This is a genomic window from Streptomyces sp. SP17BM10, from assembly GCF_036322405.1.
Lineage (GTDB): Bacteria > Actinomycetota > Actinomycetes > Streptomycetales > Streptomycetaceae > Kitasatospora.
This window is the reverse complement of record NZ_JAQYXB010000669.1, coordinates 228,488-245,690: the sequence shown is the minus strand read 5'-3', so window position 1 is coordinate 245,690 and position 17,203 is coordinate 228,488. Positions and strand designations below refer to the sequence as shown.

At 73.1% G+C, this 17,203-nt stretch carries 18 protein-coding genes; 15 read left to right on the top strand and 3 right to left on the bottom strand.

Going from position 1 to position 17,203, the window contains the following annotated elements:
• Nucleotides 1–28 precede the first annotated feature (28 nt).
• Nucleotides 29–949, bottom strand: coding sequence for a zinc metalloprotease HtpX (htpX, locus tag PUR71_RS34235; RefSeq protein WP_329931112.1), 921 nt, complete (start codon nt 947–949; stop codon nt 29–31).
• 249 nt (nt 950–1,198) lie between these two features.
• Between htpX and hrcA the strand changes: the two genes are divergently transcribed.
• From hrcA to era, 15 genes are all read left to right on the top strand, one after another.
• Nucleotides 1,199–2,233, top strand: coding sequence for a heat-inducible transcriptional repressor HrcA (gene hrcA, locus PUR71_RS34230; RefSeq protein ID WP_329931111.1), 1,035 nt, complete (start codon nt 1,199–1,201; stop codon nt 2,231–2,233).
• 78 nt (nt 2,234–2,311) lie between these two features.
• Nucleotides 2,312–3,454, top strand: a complete 1,143-nt coding sequence (gene dnaJ, locus PUR71_RS34225; RefSeq protein ID WP_329931110.1) for a molecular chaperone DnaJ — start codon at nt 2,312–2,314, stop codon at nt 3,452–3,454.
• Between the two features lie 97 nt (nt 3,455–3,551).
• Complete coding sequence (locus PUR71_RS34220; protein WP_329931109.1) at nt 3,552–4,301, top strand: 16S rRNA (uracil(1498)-N(3))-methyltransferase; 750 nt, start codon at nt 3,552–3,554, stop codon at nt 4,299–4,301.
• 103 nt (nt 4,302–4,404) lie between these two features.
• Nucleotides 4,405–7,653 (top strand): S41 family peptidase, encoded by a 3,249-nt coding sequence (locus PUR71_RS34215; RefSeq protein WP_329931108.1) that lies wholly within the window; start codon nt 4,405–4,407, stop codon nt 7,651–7,653.
• 100 nt (nt 7,654–7,753) lie between these two features.
• Nucleotides 7,754–8,497 carry an RDD family protein gene (locus tag PUR71_RS34210; RefSeq protein WP_329931107.1) on the top strand — a complete coding sequence of 248 codons (744 nt, stop codon included), beginning with the start codon at nt 7,754–7,756 and terminating at the stop codon, nt 8,495–8,497.
• Between the two features lie 65 nt (nt 8,498–8,562).
• A complete protein-coding gene (locus PUR71_RS34205) occupies nt 8,563–8,916 on the top strand; it encodes a histidine triad nucleotide-binding protein (protein ID WP_329931106.1) in 354 nt (117 codons plus the stop codon).
• A gap of 5 nt (nt 8,917–8,921) precedes the next feature.
• On the top strand, nt 8,922–9,845 hold the full coding sequence (locus PUR71_RS34200; protein ID WP_329931105.1) for a ribonuclease Z: 924 nt from the start codon (nt 8,922–8,924) through the stop codon (nt 9,843–9,845).
• A gap of 194 nt (nt 9,846–10,039) precedes the next feature.
• Nucleotides 10,040–11,176, top strand: a complete 1,137-nt coding sequence (locus PUR71_RS34195) for a PhoH family protein (protein ID WP_443077670.1) — start codon at nt 10,040–10,042, stop codon at nt 11,174–11,176.
• 14 nt (nt 11,177–11,190) lie between these two features.
• The gene (gene ybeY, locus PUR71_RS34190; protein ID WP_329931104.1) at nt 11,191–11,685 is read left to right on the top strand and encodes an rRNA maturation RNase YbeY; all 495 of its coding nucleotides are present in this window, start codon (nt 11,191–11,193) and stop codon (nt 11,683–11,685) included.
• 19 nt (nt 11,686–11,704) lie between these two features.
• Nucleotides 11,705–13,030 carry a hemolysin family protein gene (locus PUR71_RS34185; protein WP_329931103.1) on the top strand — a complete coding sequence of 442 codons (1,326 nt, stop codon included), beginning with the start codon at nt 11,705–11,707 and terminating at the stop codon, nt 13,028–13,030.
• A 43-nt stretch (nt 13,031–13,073) separates the two neighbouring features.
• Nucleotides 13,074–13,310 carry a hypothetical protein gene (locus PUR71_RS34180; RefSeq protein WP_329931102.1) on the top strand — a complete coding sequence of 79 codons (237 nt, stop codon included), beginning with the start codon at nt 13,074–13,076 and terminating at the stop codon, nt 13,308–13,310.
• Nucleotides 13,311–13,339: 29 nt separating this feature from the next.
• Complete coding sequence (locus PUR71_RS34175) at nt 13,340–13,885, top strand: DUF4383 domain-containing protein (RefSeq protein WP_329931101.1); 546 nt, start codon at nt 13,340–13,342, stop codon at nt 13,883–13,885.
• Nucleotides 13,886–13,916: 31 nt separating this feature from the next.
• Complete coding sequence (locus PUR71_RS34170; protein ID WP_329931100.1) at nt 13,917–14,270, top strand: cytidine deaminase; 354 nt, start codon at nt 13,917–13,919, stop codon at nt 14,268–14,270.
• A gap of 102 nt (nt 14,271–14,372) precedes the next feature.
• Entirely contained in the window at nt 14,373–14,534 is a 162-nt protein-coding gene (locus PUR71_RS34165; protein ID WP_329931099.1) for a hypothetical protein, read from the top strand.
• A 49-nt stretch (nt 14,535–14,583) separates the two neighbouring features.
• The gene (gene era / locus PUR71_RS34160) at nt 14,584–15,513 is read left to right on the top strand and encodes a GTPase Era (protein WP_329931098.1); all 930 of its coding nucleotides are present in this window, start codon (nt 14,584–14,586) and stop codon (nt 15,511–15,513) included.
• Nucleotides 15,514–15,565: 52 nt separating this feature from the next.
• Here era and PUR71_RS34155 read toward each other — a convergent pair whose 3' ends face one another.
• Together PUR71_RS34155 and PUR71_RS34150 are read right to left on the bottom strand one after the other, a co-directional pair.
• Nucleotides 15,566–15,832, bottom strand: a complete 267-nt coding sequence (locus PUR71_RS34155) for a protealysin inhibitor emfourin (RefSeq protein ID WP_329931097.1) — start codon at nt 15,830–15,832, stop codon at nt 15,566–15,568.
• Between the two features lie 123 nt (nt 15,833–15,955).
• Nucleotides 15,956–17,005, bottom strand: a complete 1,050-nt coding sequence (locus PUR71_RS34150; RefSeq protein ID WP_329931096.1) for a M4 family metallopeptidase — start codon at nt 17,003–17,005, stop codon at nt 15,956–15,958.
• Between the last annotated feature and the right edge of the window lie 198 nt (nt 17,006–17,203).

Sequence of the window (17,203 nt, the reverse complement as noted above, 5' to 3'; positions counted from 1 at the left end):
CGGTCCCTTCTGACGGACGGGGCGGGACTCAGCGGCCCAGCTGGGCCGAGATCTCGGCCAGCTGCTCCAGCCGCTTCTCCAGCGTCGGGTGGGTGGAGAGCAGCTGGGAGGCCGTCTCCTTGGCGTTCAGCGCCGGGGCGAAGTAGAAGGCGTTGTAGGGCTGGGCCTGGCGCAGGTCCTTGGACGGGATCGCGGCGATCTGCCCGGTGACCTTGGTGAGCGCCGAGGCGAGCGCGCTGGGCCGGCCGGTGAGCTGGGCGGCGGCGCGGTCGGCGGCGAGCTCGCGGTAGCGCGACAGCAGCCGGGTGAGCAGGAAGCTGATCGCGTAGACGACCATCGCCACCAGCGGGATGATCAGCGCGACGATGGCCGCGTTCTGGTCGTTGTTGTTGCGTCCGCCGCCCATGAACCCGCCGTACACGGCGATCCTGGTCATCGCCCCGGCGAGGACGCCGAGGAAGCCGGCGATCGTCATCACGGCGACGTCCCGGTGGGCGACGTGGGAGAGCTCGTGCGCGAGGACGCCCTCCAGTTCCTCGGGCTCCAGCCGGCGCAGCAGGCCGGTGGTGACGCACACGACGGCGTTCTGCGGGTTGCGCCCGGTGGCGAAGGCGTTCGGCATGTCGCTGTCGGCGACCGCCACCCTGGGCTTGGGCATGTCGGCGAGCGCGCAGAGCCGGTCGACGGTGCCGTGCAGTTGCGGGTACTCCTCGGGGGACACCGGGCGGGCGCCCATCGCCCGTTCGGTGATCTTGTCGCTGAACCAGAACTGGGCCACGAACAGCCCGCCGGAGATCAGCACGATCAGGGGCCAGGCGCCGCGCAGCAGCACGATCAGCAGGCCGGTGAAACCGACGTACAACAGCCCGATCACGAACATGGTGCCGACCATCCGGCCGGTCAGGCCGCGGTCGGGCGCGAATCGGGTGTGCTGGGCCGAGCTCGACATCGCTTGCTCCTCCGTTCGCCGTCCGCTATCGATGCTGCCACCCGGACGGCCGCGGGGCACCACCCCCGCGCCGGGAACTGCGGGCAGGATCACCCCCGCTGTGCCGTTCCTGCCGTCGGACCCGGGCCGTACACTGGCAGGTAGGGTTCTGGCACTCGCGCGCTCAGAGTGCCAAAGCCGGGCCCGCCGGGCCCGCATCAGCTCGATGCGTCACAACGGACAACGTGCGAAGACGGAGGTGCGTGCCCCATGGCCGGTGAGGTCCGCCAGCTGGACGACCGCAAGCTGGCCGTGCTGCGCGCGATCGTCCAGGACTACGTGGGCACCGAGGAGCCGGTCGGCTCGAAGGCCCTGGTGGAGCGGCACAACCTCGGGGTCTCCCCGGCCACCGTCCGCAACGACATGGCGGCGCTGGAGGAGGAGGGGTACATCCACCAGCCGCACACCAGCGCCGGGCGCATCCCCACCGACAAGGGGTACCGGCTGTTCGTCGACCGGCTCGCCGAGGTCAAGCCGATGAGCGCGCCCGAGCGGCGCGCGATCCGGCACTTCCTGGAGGGCGCGGTCGACCTGGACGACACCGTCGCGCGCACCGTGCGGCTGCTCGCCCAGCTCACCCGGCAGGTCGCCGTCGTCCAGTACCCCTCGCTGAGCCGCTCGACCGTGCGGCACATCGAACTGGTCGCGCTCGCCCCGGCCAAGGTGATGCTGGTCCTGATCACCAACACCGGCCGGGTCGAGCAGCGGACGGTGGACTGTCCGGGGACCGTCGGCGAGAGCGTCCTGGCGGACCTGCGGGCCCGGATCAACGCGCGGGCCGCGGGCCAGCGCCTGCCGGACGTCCCGGCGGCGCTGGAGGAACTGCCCGCGATGTTCGAGCAGGTCGACCGGCCGACCGTCACCACGGTCCTGGCGACGCTGTTCGAGGCGCTCGCCGAGCAGAACGAGGAGCGGATCATGCTGGCCGGCACGGCCAACCTGACCCGCTTCGGCCACGACTTCCCGCTCACCATCCAGCCGGTCCTGGAGGCCCTGGAGGAGCAGGTCGTCCTGCTCCGCCTCCTGGGTGAGACCGCGGACGCGGCGATGACGGTCCGGATCGGCCGGGAGAACGCCTACGAGGGGCTGAATTCCACCTCGGTGGTGTCGGTCGGTTACGGTTCGGGCGACGAGAGCGTGGCCAAACTGGGTGTGATCGGTCCGACCCGGATGGACTATCCGGGCACAATGGGGGCGGTGCGGGCGGTGGCGCGGTACGTGGGCCAGATCCTGGCCGAGTCGTAGCGAACAGCCACCGCTGGGCGAGACCAGCGGTGGTGCCCGGTCCCAGCACTACTACAGGCGGAACAAGCGGAGCATTAGGTGGCCACGGACTACTACGCGGTACTCGGCGTCCGACGGGATGCGGGGCAGGACGAGATCAAGAAGGCGTTCCGGCGCCTGGCACGCGAACTGCACCCGGACGTCAACCCGGACCCGAAGACGCAGGAGCGGTTCAAGGAGATCAACGCCGCCTACGAGGTGCTCTCCGACCCGCAGAAGCGGCAGGTGTACGACCTCGGCGGCGACCCGCTGTCGCCGGGCGGCGGCGGTGGCGCGGGCGGCTTCGGCGCCGGCGCGGCCGGATTCGGCTTCTCCGACATCATGGACGCCTTCTTCGGCGCCGCGGCCGGCCAGCGCGGCCCGCGCTCGCGCACCCGCCGCGGGCAGGACGCCATGATCCGGCTGGAGATCACCCTGGAGGAGGCCGCGTTCGGCACCACCAAGGAGCTCCAGGTCGACACGGCCGTCACCTGCACCACCTGCAGCGGGGAGGGCGCCGCGCCCGGCACCTCCGCGCAGACCTGTGACATGTGCCGCGGCAAGGGCGAGGTCTCCCAGGTCACCCGGTCCTTCCTGGGCCAGGTCATGACCTCCCGCCCCTGCCCGCAGTGCCAGGGCTTCGGCACTGTCGTGCCGACCCCGTGCCCGGAGTGCGCCGGCGACGGCCGGGTCCGCGCCCGCCGCACGCTGACCGTCAAGATCCCGGCCGGTGTCGACAACGGCACCCGGATCCAGCTGGCCGGCGAGGGCGAGGTCGGCCCTGGCGGCGGCCCGGCCGGCGACCTGTACGTCGAGATCGCCGAGACCTCGCACACCGTCTTCCAGCGGCGCGGGGACGACCTGCACTGCACCGTCACCATCCCGATGACGGCGGCCTCGCTCGGCACCCAGGTGCCGCTGCAGACCCTGGACGGGCTGGAGGAGGTCGACATCCGGCCCGGCACCCAGTCCGGCCAGTCGATCCCGCTGCACGGCCGCGGCATCACCCACCTGCGCGGGGGCGGCCGGGGCGACCTGATAGTGCACGTCGAGGTGCAGACGCCCACCAAGCTCGACGCCGAGCAGGAGGAGCTGCTGCGCCGCCTCGCGGTGCTGCGCGGCGAGGAACGTCCGTCCGGCCAGTTCGCGCCGGGCCAGCAGGGCCTGTTCTCGCGTCTGAAGGACGCGTTCAACGGCCGCTAGTCGCCTGCGGAGGGGTGCCGGGGTTCCTCGCCCCGGCACCCCTTTCGCGTCTCCCCCCTCGGGCCGCAGGCCCCTCCACCCCGAAAGGTCCACCTCCATGACCGCCCCCGTGTTCGTCGTCGAGACCGGGCGGCTCGCCGCCGCCGCGCCCGGGGCCGTGGTGCGGCTGGACGGGCCGGAGGGGCGCCACGCGGCGGCGGTGAAGCGGCTGACGGCCGGTGAGGCGATCACCCTGGCCGACGGGCTCGGGCTCGGCGTGGACGGGACGGTCGCCGAGGTGCTCGGCAAGGACGCGATCGACGTGACGGTGGCCGCCGTGCGCCGCGAGCCGGAGCCGGCGCCGCGGATCGTCGTCGTCCAGGCGCTGCCCAAGGGCGACCGCGGCGAGCTGGCCGTGGAGACCATGACCGAGGTCGGTGTGGACGTCGTGATCCCGTGGGCCGCCTCGCGCTGCATCACCCAGTGGAAGGGCGAGCGCGGCGCCAAGGCGCTCGCCAAGTGGCGCGCCACCGCCCGGGAGGCGGGCAAGCAGTCCCGCCGGCTGCGCTTCCCCGAGGTGCGGGAGCCGATGACGACCCGCCAGCTGGCCCCCGTGCTGGCCGGCGCCGCGTTCGCCGCGGTGCTGCACGAGGAGGGCTCCGAGCCGCTGGCCACCGCCGCGCTGCCGGCCGCCGGGGACGTCGTCCTGGTGGTCGGCCCCGAGGGCGGCGTGTCCCCCGAGGAGCTGGCCGCCTTCGCCGAGGCGGGCGCGAAGCCGCACCGGCTCGGCCCGTCGGTGCTGCGCACCTCGACGGCCGGCGTGGCCGCCGGGGCGCTGCTGCTCGGGCGCACGGGGCGCTGGGCCTGACCGCTCCCCGCCCGGTCCCGGCCCGGAGCCCGCTCGGCTCTCACCCGGGTGGAGTCGGCGAAAAGCGGCCCGTCCCGTGCGCACACCTGCCTACGCTGGCCGCGTGACGGAACCACTCAGCACCCCCGCCGGCGCGTATCTGCGCCACCCGCACCTGCACGGTGACCTGGTCACCTTCGTCGCCGAGAACGACGTCTGGCTCGCCCCGCTGGACGGTGGCCGGGCCTGGCGGCTGACGGCCGATCACCTGCCCGTCCACCACCCGCGGTTCTCCCCGGACGGGCGGCACATCGCCTACACCTCCGCCCGGGACGGCGCGCCCGAGGTGCACGTCGTGCCGGTGGACGGCGGCCCGTCGCGGCGCCTGACCCACTGGGGCAGCGGTCAGACCCAGCTCCAGGGCTGGACCGCCGACGGCCGGCCGATCGCCACCACCACCGCCGGTCAGGCCACCCTGCGCCGCACCTGGGCGTACGCGGTGCCGCTGGACGGCGGCGAGCCGGCGCGGCTGCCGTACGGGCCGGTCGGCGGGCTGGCCTTCGAGCCGGACGGCGACCGGTTGCTGCTGGGCACCGTCAACAACCGCGAGCCGGCCTGGTGGAAGCGCTACCGGGGCGGCCGGGCGGGCAAGTTGTGGATCGGCCGGGACGAGTTCGTCCGGATCCACGAGGACCTCGACGGGCAGCTCTCCTCGCCGCTGTGGGTGGCCGGCGCGGACGGGTCGCGGATCGCGTTCCTGTCCGATCACGAGGGCGTCGGCGAGCTCTACTCCAGCCTCCCGGACGGCACCGGCCTGCGCCGCCACACCACCTCCCCGGACGGCTTCTACGCCCGCAACGCCGCCACCGACGGCACCCGGGTGGTCTGGCACCGGGCCGGTGACCTGTGGCTCCTGGCGGACCTGGCCGAGGGCACCGAGCCGCGCCGTCTGGACGTGCGGCTGGCCGGGCCGCGCACCGGCCGCCGCCCGCGCCCGGTGCACGCCGCGCACTGGCTGGAGACCGTCGCCCCGGACCGCACCGGCCGGGCCAGCGCCGTCGTGGTGCGCGGGAGCGTGCACTGGCTGACCCACCGCGAGGGCCCGGCCCGGGTGCTGGACGAGACGCCGGGCGTGCGCGGCCGGCTGGCCCGCGTGGTGCCCGGCGAGGACGGCGCGCAGGGCGTGCTGTGGGTGTCGGACGCCGACGGCGAGGACGGCCTGGAGTTCGCCCCCGCCGTGCACGGCGCCGAGCGCCGCCGGCTGGCCGCCGGGCAGCTCGGCCGGGTCAACTCGCTGGTGGTCTCCCCGGACGGCAAGCAGGCGGCGCTCGGCGTGCACGACGGCCGGGTGCTGCTGGTGACGCTCGCCGACGGCGCCGTGCACGAGCTGGCCCGCAGCACCGACGGCGAGGTCAGCGGCCTGGTGTTCAGCCCGGACTCGGCCTGGCTGGCCTGGTCGCGCCCGGTGCCGGGCGCCGGGCCGTGGTCGCTGCGCCAGATCGTGCTGGCGAACCTGGCCACCCGGACGGTCGGCGAGGCCACCCAGCAGCGCTTCGTCGACACCGCGCCGGCCTTCACCGCGGACGGCCGCTACCTGGCCTTCCTGTCGGTGCGCAACTTCGACCCGGTGTACGACTCGCACGTCTTCGACCTGTCGTTCCCCAACGGCTGCCGCCCGTACCTGATCACGCTGGCCGCCGACACGCCGTCCCCGTTCGGCCCGCAGCGGGCCGGGCGCCCCCTCGGCGGGGAGGACGAGGAGACGCGCGGCAAGAAGGGCGACGGCGAGGAGGGCGCCGCCGACGCCCCGCCGGTGACCAGGGTCGACCTGGACGGCATCGCCGACCGGATCGTGCCCTTCCCGGTGGAGGGCGGCCGCTTCGGCACGCTCAAGGCGGGCAAGGACGGCGTGCTGTGGACGCGCCTGCCGCTCCTGGGCGAACTCGGCGACGAGGCTGCCTCGCTGGAGGACGAGCGGCCCCGGGCCACGCTGGAGCGCTTCGACCTGAAGAAGCGCCGGGCCGAGCAACTCGTGCACGGCCTCGACTGGTTCGCGGTCAGCGGGGACGGCGCCCGGCTGGCGGTCGTGGACGAGGGCGAGTTGCGGATCCTCCCGGCCGACCACAAGGCGGGCGACGACGACGAGACGGCCGTCGACCTCGCCCGGCTGCGGGTGACGGTCGACCCGGCCGCCGAGTGGCGCCAGATGTACGCCGAGAACGGCCGGCTGATGCGCGACAACTTCTGGCGCCCGGACCTCTCCGGGGTCGACTGGGACGGCGTCCTGGAGCGCTACCGCCCCCTGGTCGAGCGGGTCGGCTCGCACGACGACCTGATCGACCTGCTCTGGGAGGTGCACGGCGAGCTCGCCACCTCGCACGCCTACGTCATGCCCTACGGCCTGCACACCGAGGCCGCGCGGCGCCAGGGCCTGCTCGGCGCCGACCTGGTCAAGGACGGGGACCTCTGGCGGATCGCCCGGATCCTGCCCGGCGAGTCCTCCGACCCCCGGGCCCGCTCGCCGCTCGCCGCGCCCGGCGCCGCGATCCGCCCCGGCGACGCCGTCCTCGCCGTCAACGGCCGCCCGGTGGACCCGGTCACCGGCCCGGCGCCGCTGCTGGCCGGCACCGCCGGGCAGCCCGTCGAGCTCACCGTGGCCGGCAAGGACGGCACCGACCAGCGCCACCCGGTGGTCGTCCCGCTCGCCGACGAGGAACCGCTGCGCTACCACGACTGGGTGGCCGGGCGCCGGGCCGAGACCCGCGAGCTGTCCGGCGGGCGGCTCGGCTACCTGCACATCCCGGACATGCAGAGCGCCGGCTGGGCCCAGCTCCACCGCGACCTGCGCTCCGAGATGGCCAAGGAGGGCGTGATCGTCGACATCCGGGAGAACCGGGGCGGCCACACCTCCCAGCTCGTGATCGAGAAGCTGGCCCGCCGGATCGTCGGCTGGAACGTCGCCCGGGACATCACCAGCTCGCAGCCCTACCCCGGGGACGCCCCGCGCGGGCCGGTCGTCGCGCTCGCCAACGAGTACTCCGGCTCGGACGGCGACATCGTCAACGCCGCGATCCAGGCGCTCGGGATCGGGCCGGTGGTCGGCACCCGGACGTGGGGCGGGGTGATCGGCATCGACAGCCGCTACCACCTGGTCGACGGCACCCTGGTCACCCAGCCCAAGTACTCGTTCTGGCTGGAGAACTACGGCTGGGGCGTGGAGAACCACGGCGTCGACCCGGACGTCGAGGTGCCGATCGCGCCGCACGAGTGGGCCGCGGGCGAGGACCCGCAGCTGGCCGCCGGCGTGCGCATCGCCCTGGCCGCGCTCGCCGAGACGCCGGCCCGGACGGCGCCGCCGCTGCCTTGGACGTAGGGGCCGGTCCGGAGCGGGACGTCGGGCGGCCCGACGTCCCGCTCCGGACGGTGGGTAGGATGCGGGGCTGATCTTGCTCGACAGCTCTACGGGGGAGCACATGGCACAGGGCTATCCACCACCGCAGCAGTACGGCCAGAACCCTTACGCGCAGCCGCAGCCGCCGCAGCAGGCGTACCCGGCGCAGGGGTACCCGCCGAATCCGTACGGGCAGCAGCCGCAGCAGCAGTACCCGCCGCAGCAGCAGTACCCGCCCCAGCAGTACCAGCCTCAGCCCCAGCAGCAGTACGGGCAGAACCCGTACCCGCCGCACGGGCAGCCGGCCCGACAGCCGTACCCCGCGCAGCCGCAGGCCGCCCAGCCGTACGCGGCCCACGGGCAGGGGTCCGAGGCCGCCACCGCGGCGCCCACGCCGCCGGAGACCAGCAACTACCGGCGCTTTCCGGCCATCCTGATCGACTTCCTGGTCGCCGTCGGCCCGGCCTTCGCCGTCGCGAACAAGGCGGGTCACGCCGGCAAGCACGGCGCGGCCGCCGGCGTGCCGTGGATCGTGGGCCTGCTGGCCACCGGCCTCGTCCTGTCGTTCGTCAACCAGGTGCTGCTCACCCGCCTCACCGGCTTCAGCGTCGGCAAGGGCGTCATGGCGCTGCGGGTGATCCGCCGCAAGCGCGTCATGCACCCCAACACCTGGCGCCTGACCCGGCGTTGGCTGCTCGGCTTCGTCGTCCTGCTGGTCAGCTGGCTCAGCGAGGAGTTCGAGGGCGAGGGCGACATCGTCGGCGTGCGGATCGTGCGCTGGAAGCACCTGCGGGAGTACGAGCAGGCCACCGGGCGGCTCGGCTAGGCTGCGGCCGTACGGCCCCAGAGCACACGAAGCACGACCCCGAACGCGAGACCGAGGAGAAGCCGATGGCCGGCGAGCCGCAGCCCGACTGCCTGTTCTGCAAGATCGTGGCGGGCGACATCCCGGCCACGGTGGTGCGCAGGACCGAGCGCGTCCTCGCCTTCCGCGACATCGCCCCGAAGGCGCCGGTGCACGTCCTCGTCATCCCGCACGTCCACTACCCGAACGCCGCCGAGCTGGCCGCCGCCGAGCCGGAGATCGCCGGCGAACTCCTCGCCGAGGCGGGCCTGGTGGCCCGGGACGAGGGCGTCGAGGACTACCGGCTGATCTTCAACACCGGCACCGGCGCCGGGCAGACCGTCTTCCACGCGCACGTCCACGTGCTCGGCGGCAAGCCGATGACCGAGAGCATGGTCTGACCTACGTGTCGCAGCGCGAACTCGTCGTCCTCGGCACCGCCAGCCAGGTGCCCACCCGGCACCGCAACCACAACGGCTACCTCCTGCGCTGGGACGGCGAGGGAGTGCTGTTCGACCCCGGCGAGGGCACCCAGCGGCAGATGCTGCACGCCGGGGTCTCGGCCACCCAGATCACCCGGATCGCCGTGACCCACTTCCACGGCGACCACTGCCTGGGCCTCGCCGGGGTGATCCAGCGGATCAACCTGGACCGCGTCCCGCACCCGGTCGACGTCTACTTCCCCGCCTCCGGCGAGGTCTACTTCGAGCGGCTGCGGCACGCCACCGCCTACCACGAGACGGCGGTGCTGCGCCCGCGCCCGATCGACGAGCCCGGCCCGCTGCCCGCGCCCGGCGCCCGCTTCGCCCTGGACGCGGTGCGCCTCTCGCACCCGGTGGAGTCCTTCGGCTACCGGCTGTCCGAGCCGGACGGCCGCCGCCTGGTGCCCGAACGGCTCGCCGCCCTCGGCCTCCGGGGCCCGGCGGTCGGCCGGCTGCAGCACGACGGCGCGATCGAGGCCGACGGCCGGACGGTCACCCTGGACGAGGTCAGCGAGCCGAGGCCGGGCCAGAGGTTCGCGTTCGTGATGGACACCCGGCTCTGCGACGGCGTCCACGAACTGGCCGAGGGCGCCGACCTGCTCGTCGTCGAGTCCACCTTCACCGACGCCGACGCCCACCTCGCCGAGGACCACGGCCACCTCACCGCCGGGCAGGCCGCCAAGGCCGCTGCCGAGGCCGGCGTGCGCACCCTCGTGCTGACCCACTTCTCCCAGCGCTACCCCGACCTCGGCCAGCACCTGGCCGACGCCCGCAAGCACTTCGACGGCGAACTGGTGCTCGCCGCCGACCTCGCCCGGGTACCGGTCCCGCCGCGGCGGCTGCCCTGAGCGCTCGCGGCACGCGCGGTGACGCCGGGCGCGCCGAAAAGGGCTCGCGCCGTCCCCCGATCTGCCGCAGCATCGTCGGGTGCGGCCCTGCCGCCCGCCGCGGCGATCACGCTCGCGGCGTACCCTGGTGCCCCGGAGACACCGAGCGGCACACGACACCACGGATGGGATGAGGCAGGCCCCAGCGCCGACCTATGAGTGACACATCGCAGACCCGTACGAATGGTCAGTCGCGCCCCGAACCGGCCGACGGCGGCCGCGTCAGCGCCCGGATCGTCATCCCCGAGAAGCACCCGATGGTCACCCTGCTCGGCACGGCGGACTCGCTGCTGCGCGTGATCGAGCAGGGCTTCCCCGCCGCCGACATCCACGTGCGTGGCAACGAGGTGACCGCCACCGGGGAGCCCGCCGAGGTCGACCTCGTGCAGAAGCTCTTCAACGAGATGATGCTGGTGCTGCGCACCGGCCAGCCCCTCACGGAGGACTCCGTGGAGCGTTCCATCGCCATGCTCCGCAGCCAGGAGGAGGACCCGGACAGCCCGGCGCCGTCCCAGGTGTTCACCGCGAACATCCTGTCCAACCGCGGCCGCACGATCCGCCCCAAGACCCTCAACCAGCAGCGCTACGTCGACGCGATCGACAAGCACACGATCGTCTTCGGCCTCGGCCCGGCCGGCACCGGCAAGACCTACCTCGCGATGGCCAAGGCCGTCCAGGCCCTGCAGGCCAAGGAGGTCAACCGGATCATCCTGACCCGCCCGGCCGTCGAGGCGGGGGAGCGGCTGGGCTTCCTGCCCGGCACCCTCTACGAGAAGATCGACCCGTACCTGCGCCCGCTGTACGACGCGCTGCACGACATGATGGACCCCGACTCCATCCCGCGCCTGATGGCGGCCGGCACCATCGAGGTCGCCCCGCTCGCCTACATGCGCGGCCGGACCCTCAACGACGCCTTCATCATCCTCGACGAGGCCCAGAACACCTCGCCCGAGCAGATGAAGATGTTCCTCACCCGCCTCGGTTTCAACTCCCGGGTGGTGGTCACCGGCGACACCAGCCAGATCGACCTCCCGGGCGGCACCCGCAGCGGTCTCAAGGTCGTCCAGGAGATCCTGGCCGACGTGCCCGACATCCACTTCTCCGTCCTCACCAGCACCGACGTGGTCCGCCACAAGCTGGTCGGCCGGATCGTGGACGCGTACGAACGCTGGGACGCCCGGCAGGAGGCCGAGGACAACGCCCCGGCCGCCCGCAAGCCCGCCCAGCGGCGCCCGGCGAGCAAGGCCACGGCGCCCCGCGCACCCCGACAGTCCCATCGCACCGAAAGCTGAGCGAACAGCCCGTCATGTCGATCGACATCGCCAACGAGTCCGGTTGGGACGCCGACGAGGAAGCCATCCTCGACGTCGCCCGCTTCGCCCTGGAGAAGATGCGGATCCACCCGCAGTCCGAACTGTCCGTGATCCTGGTGGACGGCGCGGCGATGGAGGAGCTGCACATCCAGTGGATGGACCTCCCCGGGCCCACCGACGTGATGTCCTTCCCCATGGACGAGCTGCGCCCCGGCAAGGAGGGCGACGAGCTGCCGCAGGGCCTGCTCGGCGACATCGTGCTCTGCCCCGAGGTCGCCGAGCAGCAGGGCAAGGCGGCCCCGTCCAAGCACTCGATGGACGAGGAGCTCCAACTGCTCACCGTCCACGGCGTGCTGCACGTGCTCGGCTACGACCACGAGGAGCCGGAGGAGGAGGAGGAGATGTTCGCCCTCCAGAAGCGGATCCTCGACGACTGGCGGGCCGGCCGCGGGCTCGGCGGCATCTCGCCGGCCCCCACCACCCACTGAGCGCGGAGCCCGAACCCCTGTGAGTGGTGAGAGTACGAGCTTCATCCTCGGTGCCGTGCTGCTCGTCGTGCTCGGCTGGCTGGCCGCGTGCGCCGAGGCGGGCATCTCCCGGGTCTCCCGGTTCCGGGCCGAGGAGGCCGTCCGCTCCGGGCGGCGCGGCTCGGCCCGGCTGCTGACCGTCGCCTCCGACCCGATCCGCTACCTCAACCTGGCCACCCTGATCCGGGTGGCCAGCGAGATGGCGGCGGCCGTCCTGGTCACCGTGGTGTGCGTGCGCAACGTGGCCCCGACCTGGCAGGCCGTGCTGCTCGCGTTCGGCGTGATGGTGCTGGTGTCGTTCGTCGCGGTGGGCGTCTCGCCGCGCACGATCGGGCGCCAGCACCCGCTGACCACGGCGACCGCGGCCTCCTTCGTGCTGCTGCCGCTGGCCGCCGTGCTCGGCCCGATCCCGCGGCTGCTGATCCTGCTCGGCAACGCGCTGACCCCGGGCAAGGGCTACCGCGAGGGGCCGTTCGCCTCCGAGGCGGAGCTGCGCGCCCTCGTCGACCTCGCCGAGAAGGACGACCTGATCGAGGACGAGGAGCGCCGCATGGTGCACTCGGTCTTCGAACTGGGCGACACCATCGTCCGCGAGGTCATGGTGCCGCGCACCGACCTGGTGATGATCGAGCGGCACAAGACCGTCCGGCAGGCGCTGACGCTGGCGTTGCGCTCGGGCTTCTCGCGCATCCCGGTGGTCGGCGACAACGAGGACGACGTCGTCGGCATCGTCTACCTCAAGGACCTCGTCCGGCGCACCCACATCAACCGGGAGGCCGAGTCGGAGGAGGTCGGGGCGGTGATGCGCCCGGCCGTCTTCGTCCCGGACTCCAAGCCGGCCGGCGACCTGCTGCGCGAGATGCAGCAGCGCCGCTCGCACGTGGCGATCGTGATCGACGAGTACGGCGGCACGGCCGGCCTGGTGACCATCGAGGACGTCCTGGAGGAGATCGTCGGCGAGATCACCGACGAGTACGACCGGGAGATCGCGCCCGTGGAGGACCTCGGCGACGGCTCCTACCGGATCACCGCCCGCCTGCTGGTCGAGGACCTCGGTGACCTGTTCGGCATCGAGCTGGAGGACGAGGACGTCGAGACCGTCGGCGGCCTGCTCGCCAAGCACCTCGGCCGCGTCCCGATCCCCGGCTCGGCCTGCGAGATCCCGCTGCCCGAACCCGCCGACACCGGCCTGACCGGCATCCTGCTCACCGCCGAGTCCTCCGCCGGCCGCCGCAACCGCATCGGCTCCATGGTCGCCACCCCCGTCCGCCGGGCCGAGGTCCCCTCCGACGACCCGGGCGAGTAGCCGCGAGTAGCGGCCGCGCGGCGGCGGAGCGACCATGGAGGGCATGACGCACAAACTTCGCGCGGAGTACGGCCCCCAGGGGACCGCCGGCGGGGTCAAGGTCTGGCATGTAGTGCGGGACGGCGACCTCGCGACGGCGCTGTGCGGGCGCACGATGCCCGACGACGCCGAGACCCGGCCGGAGCAGGAGTGGGGCACCGGGCTGCGCTGCTGCCAACAGTGCGGCTCGCTCTACATGCACGAGACCCCGCACATGCAGGGCAGCCATCCCTACAGCTAGGCCGGGGTCGCGCCCGGGTGGAGGTCGCCATGAAGCTGCAAGACGAACTGCCCGTCGACTCGAAGCTCGTCACCGTGTGGCGGATCGGGGCGGGGCTCGGGGGGGTCTTCCTGATCGTGTTCGGGTTCCTCGGCCTGGCCGACCACCCGGGGTTCCTCGCGACGCACGGTGAGCGGATCGCCGGGCTGTCGACCGACGGGGCGCTGAGCGTCCTGTCCATCGTGGTGGGCGCGATCCTGGTGGCGGGGGCGGTGATCGGCGGGAACTTCGCGTCGAACCTCAACATGCTGGTCGGCGTGCTGTTCGTCCTGTCCGGGTTCTACGGGCTGGCGGTGCTCGGCCGGCCGGACGCCAACATCCTCAACTTCCGGATGTCGAACGTGATCTTCGCGTTCGTGTTCGGGGTCGTCCTGACGACGTTCGGGATGTACGGCCGGGTGAGCGGCCACCTGCCGCACGACAACCCGTTCTGGCGCGGGCGCATCGAGCGGGAGACGCCGATGCCGTCCGGTCCGAAGACCTTCGTCAAGGTCCTCAAACCGAACCCCGGGCCGACCCACCCGGTCGGCCACTGAGCTCCGCACCGCGCAGGCCTATGCTCGGCGCATGAGTGACATCGTCGAACTCGACCCCGAAGACAAGAAGATCATCACCCTGGCCCGCTCGGCCCGCGCCCGCAACGGCGTCCCCGAGGGGGCCGCGGTGCGTGACGAGACCGGCCGGACGTACGTGGCCGGGACGGTCGCGCTGGAGTCGCTGCGGCTGAGCGCGCTCCAGACGGCCGTCGCCATGGCGGTGGCCAGCGGGGCGAAGTCGCTGGAGGCGGCGGCCGTGGTGAGCGAGGCGGAGCAGCCGGCCGAGGCCGATCTGGCGGCCGTGCGGGACCTCGGCGGGGCGGGGACGCCGCTGCTGCTGGCCGGCCCGGACGGGGCGCTCCGGGTGGCGGTCAAGGCCTCCTGAGGGGCCTTTCCGGGCGCTCCCGACGCACTGGTGGCCCGGCGGAACGTTCCTGCTCTCAGCGGATAATCTCACCGAAGGGGAATCGGTGAGGGGGCTGGGGACATGGGCACGGTGGCGTTCTTCGCCGGGCTGCTGCTGTTCGTGATGGGGATGGGCAAGTGGCAGGAGACCGGCTCGCCCTGGTGGCTCGGGGGCTCGCTGGCCTTCCTCCTACTGCTGATCGTCGCCGCGCTGACCTCGCGCGGCGACGGTTCCAGGGGCTGACCGCGCGGCCGGGTCGGCCGGCTCCCGGTGATCAGGGAGAATGGAGCCCATGAATGCCCCTTCCTCCCCGTACCGATCCGGATTCGCGTGCTTCGTCGGCCGGCCCAACGCGGGCAAGTCGACCCTGACCAACGCCCTGGTGGGGACGAAGGTCGCGATCACCTCCGACCGCCCGCAGACCACCCGGCACACCGTGCGCGGCATCGTCCACCGCCCCGACGCCCAGCTCGTCCTGGTGGACACCCCCGGCCTGCACAAGCCCCGCACCCTGCTCGGCGAGCGCCTCAACGACCTGGTCCGCTCCACCTGGGCCGAGGTCGACGTGATCGGCTTCTGCCTGCCCGCCGACCAGAAGCTCGGCCCCGGCGACAAGTTCATCGCCAAGGAACTCGCCGAGATCAAGAAGACCCCCAAGGTCGCCATCGTCACCAAGACCGACCTGGTGGACTCCAAGCGGCTGGCCGAGCAGCTGATCGCCGTCCACCAGCTCGGCGAGGAGCTGGGCATCGAGTGGGCCGAGATCATCCCGGTCTCGGCCGTGGGCGACAAGCAGGTGGAGCTGGTCGCCGACCTGATCACCAAGCTGCTGCCGGAGGGCATGCCGCTGTACCCGGACGGCGACCTCACCGACGAGCCCGAGCAGATCATGGTCGCCGAGCTGATCCGCGAGGCCGCCCTGGAGGGAGTGCGGGACGAGCTGCCGCACTCGCTGGCCGTCGTGGTCGAGGAGATGCTGCCGCGCGAGGGCCGCCCGGCGGACCGTCCGCTGCTGGACATCCACGCGAACGTCTACATCGAGCGGCAGAGCCAGAAGGCGATCGTCATCGGCGCCAAGGGCGCGCGGCTCAAGCACGTCGGCACGACGGCCCGCAAGCACATCGAGGCGCTGCTCGGCACGCCGGTCTTCCTCGACCTGCACGTCAAGGTGGCCAAGGACTGGCAGCGCGACCCTAAGCAACTGCGCAAGCTGGGCTTCTGACCGGCCGCGGTGACGAGTGCCGCGCGGGGGCGGGTGCCCGGGAGTGTCTTTCCTACGCGCCCTCGCGCAGCACCAGCGACACCAGCTCGCGCTGCGAGTCGGTGAGCTTCGGGTCGGCGCAGTGGACCGTCCGGCCGTCGACGGTGATCTCGTAGTGGAAGCCGTCCGGCACCCCGTACGACGGAGCCCGCAGCCCGCCCGCGACGGCCTCGCGGGCGAGCGCGTGGACGTGCGGGGCGTCCGTACGGTCGGTGGTGTCGAGCTCCGCGCGGCGGACGATTCCCGCGAGGCCGCCGGTCCGGGTCACCTGGATACGCATGGTGTCCATGGTGCTACGTAGGGATGGGTCTTTGCCGGGCTTTTCCCGGACCGTGACCTCGAGCCCGGCTCAACCCGGTCCCAACCTGTCCCGGGTGCCGCCTCCCCGGCCCCCGGGTGACCGTCAGCCGGGGCTCACGCCCACCTGGGCCCACGCGGCCGTCACGGTGTCGGCGATCGGACTCCGGTCGGGGTAGCGGGCCTTGGCGGCGGCCACGGTGGCCCGGGAGAAGGCGGTGAAGTCGGCGTCGGCGGGCAGCCGGCGGCCGGTCAGCGCGTCGTACCAGATCCGTCCGGCGCACTCCCAGGCCGAGCCGCCGAGCGCGGTGGCCAGCAGGTAGAACGCGTGGTTGGGGATGCCGGAGTTGATGTGCACGCCGCCGTTGTCCTCGCCGGTCCGCACGTAGTCCCGCATGTGCGCGGGCTGCGGGTCCTTGCCGAGGCGCGGGTCGTCGTAGGCGGTGCCGGGCGCCTTCATCGAGCGCAGCGCGACGCCCTGCACGCCGGGGGCGAGCAGGCCGGCGCCGATCAGCCAGTCCGCGTCGGCCGCGCCCTGGCGCAGCGCGTACTGCTTGACCAGCGAGCCGAAGACGTCGGAGACCGACTCGTTGAGCGCCCCCGGCTGGTCCCGGTACTCCAGGGCGGCGGTGAACTGGGTGACGCCGTGGGTGAGTTCGTGGCCGATGACGTCGACGCAGGCGGTGAAGTCGCCGAACACCTCGCCGTCGCCGTCGCCGAAGACCATCTGGTTCCCGTTCCAGAACGCGTTGTCGTAGTCCCGCCCGTAGTGCACCGTCGCGTCCAGCCGCAGCCCGTGGCCGTCGACGGAGCGGCGCCCGAAGGCGTCGGCGTACAGCGCGAAGGTGGCGCCGAGGCCGTCGTAGGCGTGGTCGACGGACCGGTCGGCCACCGGGGCCTGGCCCTCGGTGCGGACGGTCCGTCCGGGCAGCCGCCGGCTGTGGCCGGTGTCGGCGATCACCCGGCTGAGCCCGGCGGTGCCCGCGGTGCCCGGGGCGCCGTGGTCGGCGGAGGCGGTCGGGGGAGCGGTGTGGCGGGTCGAGCGGTGGGCGGCGTCGAGGAGCAGGGAGCGGGCGGCGGGCTCGTGACCGGCCTCGGCGAGGCGGTCCAGGACGTACGGCGGAACGATGGTGCACAGCGGCGGCGCGACGGTCATGTGGCCCAGAGTGAGGCTTCGATGACCGATTGTCACCGGCGCGCGCGGAAGTGGAGGCGCCGGTGCCGCCGTCTCAAGGAGTGGGAAGGTTGCCCGGATCACTTCGGGGGCGTGCGGGCCTCGGTTACGCTGGGGTTCATCATGCGCAACGGGCTGCTTCTTCTTAGCTGCCGCGTCGAGGGCCTGTAGTCCACTGGG